Source organism: Oleiphilus sp. HI0080 (assembly GCF_001635135.1).
Genome location: NZ_LWFU01000360.1, coordinates 1 through 8,481 on the forward strand (window position 1 = coordinate 1; position 8,481 = coordinate 8,481).

Consider the following 8,481-nt stretch of genomic DNA (forward strand, 5'->3'; position numbering starts at 1 on the left):
ACGATAATAGGAGGGATCATTGTAAAGCTGAAAAGCATCAACAATACGCCGAGCATCCTGCCTATGGTAAGAAATTGCATGCGTCTGCCTATGACTCTAGAAAAATGTTAAACCAACCTGGAATAGTTTTTCGACCTCACGCACTTTGCCTTTGTCGACCAGGAACAAAATGACATGGTCTTCGGGCTCAATTCGAATGTGGTCGTGTGCGATTAGTACTTCTTTTTTGCGGACGATCGCGCCGATGGTCGTACCTGTTGGTAAGGCGATCTCATCCAAGCGCTTGCCTACTACTTTCGATGAACGATGGTCACCATGCGCAATGGCTTCGATCGCTTCAGCTGCACCCCTGCGCAGTGAATGGACGTTGACGACATCGCCTCGTCGAATATGGGTTAGCAGGCTGCCGATGGTTGTTTGTTGTGGTGAAACCGCAATATCGATTTCTCCGCCCTGGATGAGGTCTACGTAGTCAGGGTTGCTGATCAGTGTAATCACCTTGCGCGCTCCCACGCGCTTGGCAAGCATTGAGGCCATGATGTTGGCTTCATCATCATTGGTGACAGCAATAAATACGTCTGTATTCTCAATATTCTCGTTGAGAAGCATCTCTTTGTCGGCTGCGTTGCCATGCAATACGATGCTTCGCTCAAGCTGCTCGGATAATTGATGCGCTCTGTCTTCAAATGCTTCGATGACTTTCACGCGATAGCGGCGCTCAAGCTTTTCGGCAAGACGCTGGCCAATATTTCCGCCGCCAGCAATAATAATGCGCTTATAGTCTTTATCCAAAGGCTGAAGTTCGCTCATAACCGCTTTAATGTGGTTGCGCGCAGCAATGAAGAATACTTCATCACCTTCGTTGATGACGGTATTACCGCTAGGGATAATTGGTTTTCCATCTCTAAAAATGGCAGCCACTCGCGTGTCAATATTAGGCACATGTTTTCGAATGTCTGACAATTCATGCCCAACTAAGGCCCCGCCCTTACATGCTTTAATCGCTACTAAGCTGACTGCGCCCTCTGCAAAGTCGAGGGCCTGCAATGCGCCAGGATATTCTAAGAGACGTTTGATGTGCTTCGTTACGACCTGCTCGGGACTGATCAGAACGTCAATGGGTACAGCATCATTTCGAAATAGTTTTTTACGACTTAAATACGCTGGCGCTCTAACACGGCTGATCTTGGTTGGAGTGCGAAAGAGCGAGTATGCGACTTGGCAAGCAAGCATGTTCACTTCGTCACTGTTAGTCACCGCAATGAGCATGTCGGCATCTTCTGCTCCCGCTTGCTCTAATACGTCTGGATACGAGCCTAGTCCGTTCACTGTGCGAATATCTATGCGATCGTTCAATTCCGCAAGTCGCCCTTTGTCCGGATCAATAACGGTAATGTCATTGGCCTCGCTTGCAAGGTTTTCGGCCAAAGTACCGCCTACCTGGCCGGCACCAACAATGATTATTTTCATAACAAAACCTTGCCTATTATTCCTTGATGATTACTGCATAGAAAAAGCCGTCATGAGCGCCTTCTTCGGGAAATAATTGTGTTCCAAAACCGGTATCTATGCCCCATGGCTGCAAGATGGGTGCTACAGACGCTTGCTCTTGCACTTTTAAAAAGCGCTCAACAACGCGTGCGTTTTCCTGAGGGAAAATGGAGCATGTTGCGTAGACCATTAAGCCGCCTGGTTTGAGCGTCTTCCAGAGCGTTGTTAGTAATTGTAGCTGTAGTTCCGCAAGATTCTTCAGGTCGCTTGGTTCTCTCAATAATTTAATATCAGGGTGTCTGCGAATCACGCCGGTCGCGCTGCAAGGGGCGTCAATCAGAATACGGTCAAAGGCATTTCCATCAAACCAGCTGTCTACCTCTTGTGCCGCCGCCGCTTTGGTTTTGGCTGCTAGACCTAAGCGTTGCAGGTTTTCATCAACGCGCTTTAAACGACGTGCATCGTGATCTAAAGCCAAGACCTGAAGATCTGGATGAGATTCAAGCATGGCACAGGTTTTTCCACCAGGCGCCGCGCATGCGTCTAACACGCGCATGCCCGGTTCGAGAGCAAGGAGTTGTGTTGAGAGTTGCGCGGCTTCGTCTTGAATGCTAACGAAGCCTGCATCAAAATTTGGAAGCGTTGTAATATCGCAGGGAGCTTCAAGTTGAATGCCTTTTTGCGAAAAGGAGCACGGGCTGGCAACGGTTCCGATCTCGTTTAACGCCTTGAGATAGTCGTCTCGAGTTATTTTTGACGAGTTAACGCGTAGTGTCATAGGTGGATGTTCGTTGCTGGCCTTGAGTATTTGTGCGTAGCTCTCAGGCCAATTGTTCGCCAACTTGGCGCTGAACCACTCAGGGAAACTCTGCTCAATAGCGCTCGCATCTATTTCGGGCTTCTCATCGCGCGCTATCTGCCGGAGTATGGCGTTAATCAAGCCTTTCGTGTTCTCAAGCCCTAGCTCTTTTGCAGCCTCGACGGTTTCGTGGATTGCCGCGTGATCTGGGATGCGCGTGAAAAGCAGCTGATACGCGCCGACAATCAGAAACGTTTTGCTCAATGTGTCTTTGCGATGCAGGGGCCTTTGAAGATAGCCCGATACAACTTGGTCGAGAAAGAAAAACCAACGACAGCTACCAAAGAGAAGCTCTTGCAATAAGGCTTGATCTGCAGGCAGTGCTTGATCTAACACCTTGGGAAGCACTGTGTTTAGAGAACGTTTTTCAGAACGTACTTCTTCCAGAGCTTGAGCAGCGAGCGTTCTTACGTTCATGTCATTACCTTTGAATATCAGTTGAGCGTTAATGGCGCAACTGAAGAAAATTCAACCTAGTTAAGCACTGTGCCTGGATCAAGCAAGGTTTTGCCGCCATTGACGAAATCGCTTACCGAGACAGCTTTGCTTCCAGCTAGTTGGAGTCGGACGATGTTCAGAGCGCCTGTCGCACACTGAACGACAATGCCATCCTTACTTTTTTCAAGAACTGTGCCTGGCGCTGCTTCGAAGCTTGAGCTCACGGCGTTCGCGTCAAGGATGCGAACGCGCTCTTTGCCAATTTCCGCATAGCTTACGGGCCACGGGTTGAAAGCGCGCACTGAACGGGCAATGGTCGCTGCATCGCTCTGCCAATCAACATGTGCTTCGGATTTTGTGAGCTTGTGCGCATAAGTTGCTAGCGTATCGTCTTGGCTTTTTGATTCGATAGAGTCCCGTTTCTTTAGATATTCAAGAATGCACTGTGCACCTAGGTCCGCTAGCTGGTCGTGTAATTCGCCGCCATTGGTCGTTTCGGTTATAGGACAAGATGCTTTTAAAAGCATATCGCCGGTATCAAGCCCGACGTCCATTTGCATAATGGTGATGCCGGTCTCTGTGTCTCCTTCCTGAATCGCGCGCTGAATAGGGGCGGCGCCGCGCCAGCGCGGCAGTAGTGATGCATGAATGTTCACACAACCAAAAGCTGGGATGTCGAGCACGGCTTTGGGCAGGATCAGGCCATAAGCCGCAACGATCATTAGGTCTGGCTTGAGCGCGATTAATTCTGCCTGAGCATCTTCATCTTTGAGTGTCAAAGGCTGAAATACGGGTATGTTTTTCTCTATGGCCTCCGCTTTAACGGGGCTAGGCATTAGTTTTTTGCCTCGGCCAGCCGGTCGGTCCGGTTGGGTGTAGACAGCTACAATGTCGTGGCCAGCGGCCACCAACGCATGAAGACTCGCTGCTGCGAACTCAGGCGTTCCTGCAAATACTATTCTCAATGTACTTCTCAATTCGCGGAGTTAAAAGTCTCAAGCGCTTTCGCGGTGCTGCTTTTCTAATTTCTTCTTTATGCGGTTGCGTTTTAGCTTACTTAGGTAATCGACAAATAGTTTGCCATTTAAATGGTCCATCTCATGCTGGATACAGACGGCTAGCAAGCCCGTAGCCTCAAGTTCAAAAGCTTTTCCGTTACGATCCAAGGCTTTGATCAATACGTGCTCAATGCGTTCAACATCTTCGTAGAAGCCAGGAACGGATAAGCAGCCCTCTTGCATTTTCTCTGGGTCGCCCTCTAACACAGTAATCTCAGGGTTGATAAAAACGTGCGGATCGCTTTTATCCTCTGATAAATCCATGACGATCAGCTGGATGTGCCGATCGACCTGTGTTGCGGCAAGCCCAATGCCGGGAGCATCGTACATTGTTTCGAACATGTCATCGATCAATGTTGAGATCTCGGGCGTGACTTCTTTAATTGGCTTTGCAATTTTGCGAAGTCGCGGGTCTGGGTATTCCAATATTTCTAATATCGCCATAGGTTTAGAGTTGCTTCTTAAAGATGAATGCTCAATTTGTGGTGTATATCACGAATACACTGCTACTATTATCTAATAGAAAGGTAATTTAGTACAAATTGCTGCGCTCTCATCTATAGTTTTTTAGATGGGTAGTGTGAAGGTGCCTTAATGAGGAGACGCTTATGTTCGTCACTCTTTAAAGCATACGCACCAATTACGTGAACGATAAGAGTTATAGGCAGACCATGATCCCCAAGATTTTGATTCGATGTGCGGCGTTATTGTTGTTGAGTTTTCAACTTATGGCATCGCCAGAATTTAAAGAAGACTATCCCGAGCGTTATACCGTTGTTAAAGGCGATACACTCTGGGATATCTCAGAACGTTTTTTGAAGTCACCATGGTTGTGGCCAGAAGTGTGGCATGCAAATCCGCAGATCTCCAACCCGCATCTTATTTATCCCGGTGATGTGATCGGCCTAATTTATATTGATGGCGAACGCAAGATCACAACGTTGAAGGAAGGTCCTAACAACGGCGTGAAAAAGCTGAGTCCGACAGTTCGCTCAGAGCCTATTGAGACGGCCATACCAACGATTCCTCTTGATGCGATTGCGAGCTTCTTGTCGTCAAATCGTATTGTTGATGTTGAGGAGCTAGAGGCCGCACCCTATGTTTTAGTCGGTAAAGAACAGCATCTCATCACGGGCGCGGGAGATCAGGTTTTTGCTCGAGGTTCGGTGGATGGTGCCGCATCTGTTGGTATTTATCGTAAGAGCGAACAGTATATTGACCCGGATACGCAAGAGTTTCTTGGGCTTGAAGCGAAGTCGATTGCTACAGCGAAAGTGGACGCCGCAAATGGTGAGGTGTTGACGCTTACGGTTCAGCGTTCAAGTGAGGAATTACGCGTTGGTGATAGAATTCTGCCAACTGAAGATCGCACAATTAATTCGACTTTTACACCGAGCAAACCTGAAAGCGATATCCGCGGAAAAATGATCGCGGTCGAGTCAGGTGTCGGCAATATTGGCCAGTACAATGTGGTTATTATTAACCGAGGCGCGCGAGAAGGGATTGAGGTTGGTAACGTTTTGGCGATTTATAAGTCGGGTGGTTTAGTAAGAGATCCTTACACCAAAGAGCAAATTGAGCTGCCCTCGGAGCGTGCTGGCTTGATGATGGTGTTCCGAGTGTTTGATAAACTAAGCTACGGCTTGATACTGAAAGCTACGCGACCTTTGAAGGTTATGGATGAGGTTCGTACGCCTTAATACGAAGCGGCATCTAGCCGCTTTCAGAATATATTGTTAGATAAAGCCACCCTTGGGTGGCTTTTTTGATCAAGGACGATCATATGAACATTTCTTCTTCCGCACGTTTGTGCCTAGCGCTTTCGGAAATCCAGGGTTTTGGACTAAAAGCGTTCCACGGTTTACGACAGCACTCCTCTGATATTGCGCATTGGCCTAGCCTGACTAAGGCTGAGCTTAGAATGTTATTAAACAATGCCGCTTTGGCTGATTCTGTCTCAGCATTACTTGGGCAATCTGATATCAGCTTGTCGGAGGGCGTTAAGAGTTGGTTAGGAAGCGCTAATCGTGCCTTGATTAGTTATTTTGATCCAGAATATCCGGATCTTTTGCGGGAGATCCATCTGGCGCCAGCGTTACTTTACACGGAAGGACGTCTGGGGTTGCTTGGTACCGATTGCATGGCCGTGGTTGGATCTCGTAAAACCTCGCCGGTTTATAAAGGGTTTGCCGAGCAATTTAGTTTTGAACTCGCTAGGCATGACTGGACAGTGGTGAGTGGCTTGGCGCTCGGAATTGATACGGCAGCGCATATGGGTGCTCTCGCGGCTGATGGGGATACCATTGCAGTAGTGGCAACCGGTCTGGATCGTTGCTACCCTGCGCGCAACCGTGCCTTACGGGATAGGATAATCGAGCAAGGTTTGCTCGTTTCAGAAATGCCTCTTGGTTCTGCGCCTCTAAAGCATAACTTTCCGCGTCGAAATCGCATTGTGTCTGGCTTGTCGCGTGGCGTACTGGTTGTCGAGGCAGGAATTAAAAGCGGTTCCTTGATTACTGCGCGTTATGCGTTGGAACAAAATCGAGATGTTTATGCTTTACCTGGTTCACCAATCAATATTGGAAGTGAGGGGTGCAATCAGCTGATTCGAGATGGCGCTCGCCTCGTGCCGTCCACAAAAGAATTGCTTGCGGATCTTCATTTAAGCCGCGCAGCGACGTGCCCGACAACTTCTGGTCGCGACAGCATTGCATCCCTTGCCAGTGAAGGACCTAGAGATGTTGTTTTGTCGAATGAAGAGCAGTCTATTCTTGAGCTATTGTCGGATCAGGTACTCTGTTTTGATGAGCTGTATGCTGCTTCAGAGCTAAGTTTTGAAAGCATATCCGAATTGTTGTTAAAGCTAGAAATAGACGGTGTGATTGCGCAAGTCGCAGGTGGCTATCAGCGCGCATCTTAAGTAGAATTCGAGCTACTTTTGGTGAGGTAGCCCGCTGTTGGTCTGATGCCTTGCCTATTCTGTTTAGAGCAGTGAGGGCTTGAATGCACGCTTCATTTGACTGGAAAGCCATGCTTGCAGCAAAGGTGCTAGATCACGGAGGCGTGATTGCCTATCCCACCGAAGCGGTTTGGGGATTAGGTGCAGACCCATTTAATCCGAAAGCGGTTGAACGGATATTGGAACTGAAGCAGCGATCTATCGATAAAGGCTTGATTCTCGTCTCTGGTCAGGCAGAGCATTTTCTACCTTATCTTGAGCCCCTGGAAGACTTGCTTATTGAGCGGTTTTTTGCACCACAGGATAAGCCGACGACTTGGCTGGTGCCAGATGTTCGTTCGCAAATCCCTTATTGGGTTAAGGGACAGCATTCCTCTGTTGCCATGCGGCTTACCCAACATCCGGTGTGTGCAGCGCTTAGCCAACATTTTGGTGGTCCGGTTATATCCACTTCGGCTAACCCGGCCTCTAAACCGTCTGCTAGATCGCTCTGCGAAGTAAAACACTATTTTCATGATGCGCTAGATTTTTGCTTGTCTGCGCCGCTGGGTGGTGCAGGACAGGCCTCTCAGATAAGAGATTTAAGAACGGGCACAGTCGTTCGAATTTAACTCAGTTGGAAACGAATTCAACACTCAATCATTACCTTCAGGAACCATCATGTTAGAACGCGTTAAGAAGTATCTTCTTGGCTTGCAAGATGTCATATGTAAAGACTTAGAAGCGGCAGATGGCGTTGCCAAGTTTGTTGAGGATGCGTGGACGCGAGAAGGACGTCTAGGTGGCGGTGGTCGAACCAGAGTGATGACCGATGGCGCAGTCTTTGAAAAAGGCGGAGTTAACTTTTCTCATGTGCAAGGCGATCAGTTGCCTCCAGCTGCAACCGCATCGCGGCCCGAACTTACTGGCTGCTCTTATCATGCAATGGGCGTTTCACTGGTGATGCATCCTAGGAATCCGTATGTACCAACATCCCACGCAAATGTTCGTTTTTTTATCGCCGAAAAACCGGGTGCTGAACCAATATGGTGGTTTGGTGGCGGATACGATTTAACACCTTATTATCCCTTTGATGAAGACTGCGTTCACTGGCATCAAACAGCAAAGCAGGCCGTTGATTCGTTTGGAGAAGATGTTTATCAAAAGCATAAAAACTGGTGTGACGACTACTTTTATTTAAAGCATCGTGATGAAACCCGCGGAGTGGGTGGGCTGTTCTTTGATGATTTAAATGAGTGGGGTTTTGAGCAGTCGTTTGCCTATATGCAGGCCGTAGGCGACAGTTATACCAAAGCGTATACTCCTATCGTACATAAGCGCAAAACGTTGGAGTATGGTGATCGCCAACGTGATTTTCAGCTCTATCGACGTGGCCGCTATGTTGAGTTTAACTTAGTGTTTGACCGCGGCACCTTGTTTGGTTTGCAGTCCGGAGGGAGAACCGAGTCTATTTTGATGTCTCTTCCTCCACTGGTGCGCTGGGAGTACGATTGGTCGCCGGAAGAGGGCTCTGAAGAAGCGCGTTTGAGCGATTATCTTGTTCCGCGCAACTGGATTGAGGATTAGGTTTTGGATCGTTACGCAGTTATTGGCAACCCGATCAAGCATAGTAAGTCACCTGAAATCCACGCGCAGTTTGCCGCGCAAACGAGTCAATCTTTGGTTTATGAGCGCAT

At 48.3% G+C, this 8,481-nt stretch carries 8 protein-coding genes and 1 pseudogene; 5 read left to right on the plus strand and 4 right to left on the minus strand.

The window, feature by feature from the left end; translation table 11 throughout:
* Positions 1 to 96: 96 nt before the first annotated feature.
* From trkA to def, 4 genes are read right to left on the minus strand one after another with little or no spacing between them, the layout of a single operon-like run.
* Positions 97 to 1,470 carry a Trk system potassium transporter TrkA gene (trkA, locus tag A3751_RS05345; protein ID WP_068453135.1) on the minus strand — a complete coding sequence of 458 codons (1,374 nt, stop codon included), beginning with the start codon at positions 1,468 to 1,470 and terminating at the stop codon, positions 97 to 99.
* 16 nt (positions 1,471 to 1,486) lie between these two features.
* A complete protein-coding gene (gene rsmB, locus A3751_RS05350; protein ID WP_068453138.1) occupies positions 1,487 to 2,767 on the minus strand; it encodes a 16S rRNA (cytosine(967)-C(5))-methyltransferase RsmB in 1,281 nt (426 codons plus the stop codon).
* 56 nt (positions 2,768 to 2,823) lie between these two features.
* Positions 2,824 to 3,753, minus strand: a complete 930-nt coding sequence (gene fmt / locus A3751_RS05355; protein WP_068453141.1) for a methionyl-tRNA formyltransferase — start codon at positions 3,751 to 3,753, stop codon at positions 2,824 to 2,826.
* A 30-nt stretch (positions 3,754 to 3,783) separates the two neighbouring features.
* Positions 3,784 to 4,290, minus strand: a complete 507-nt coding sequence (gene def, locus A3751_RS05360) for a peptide deformylase (protein WP_068453143.1) — start codon at positions 4,288 to 4,290, stop codon at positions 3,784 to 3,786.
* A gap of 227 nt (positions 4,291 to 4,517) precedes the next feature.
* Here def and A3751_RS05365 point away from each other — a divergent pair, with 227 nt between their 5' ends.
* The 5 genes and pseudogenes from A3751_RS05365 to aroE form a co-directional block, all read left to right on the plus strand.
* Positions 4,518 to 5,546 carry a LysM peptidoglycan-binding domain-containing protein gene (locus A3751_RS05365; RefSeq protein ID WP_231871757.1) on the plus strand — a complete coding sequence of 343 codons (1,029 nt, stop codon included), beginning with the start codon at positions 4,518 to 4,520 and terminating at the stop codon, positions 5,544 to 5,546.
* An 83-nt stretch (positions 5,547 to 5,629) separates the two neighbouring features.
* Positions 5,630 to 6,766, plus strand: coding sequence for a DNA-processing protein DprA (dprA, locus tag A3751_RS05370; protein WP_156492266.1), 1,137 nt, complete (start codon positions 5,630 to 5,632; stop codon positions 6,764 to 6,766).
* Between the two features lie 83 nt (positions 6,767 to 6,849).
* Complete coding sequence (locus A3751_RS05375) at positions 6,850 to 7,416, plus strand: L-threonylcarbamoyladenylate synthase (RefSeq protein WP_068453148.1); 567 nt, start codon at positions 6,850 to 6,852, stop codon at positions 7,414 to 7,416.
* A 49-nt stretch (positions 7,417 to 7,465) separates the two neighbouring features.
* Entirely contained in the window at positions 7,466 to 8,371 is a 906-nt protein-coding gene (hemF, locus tag A3751_RS05380) for an oxygen-dependent coproporphyrinogen oxidase (protein ID WP_068453150.1), read from the plus strand.
* Between the two features lie 3 nt (positions 8,372 to 8,374).
* Positions 8,375 to 8,481, plus strand: a pseudogene (gene aroE / locus A3751_RS21740) (shikimate dehydrogenase); the annotation flags it as partial.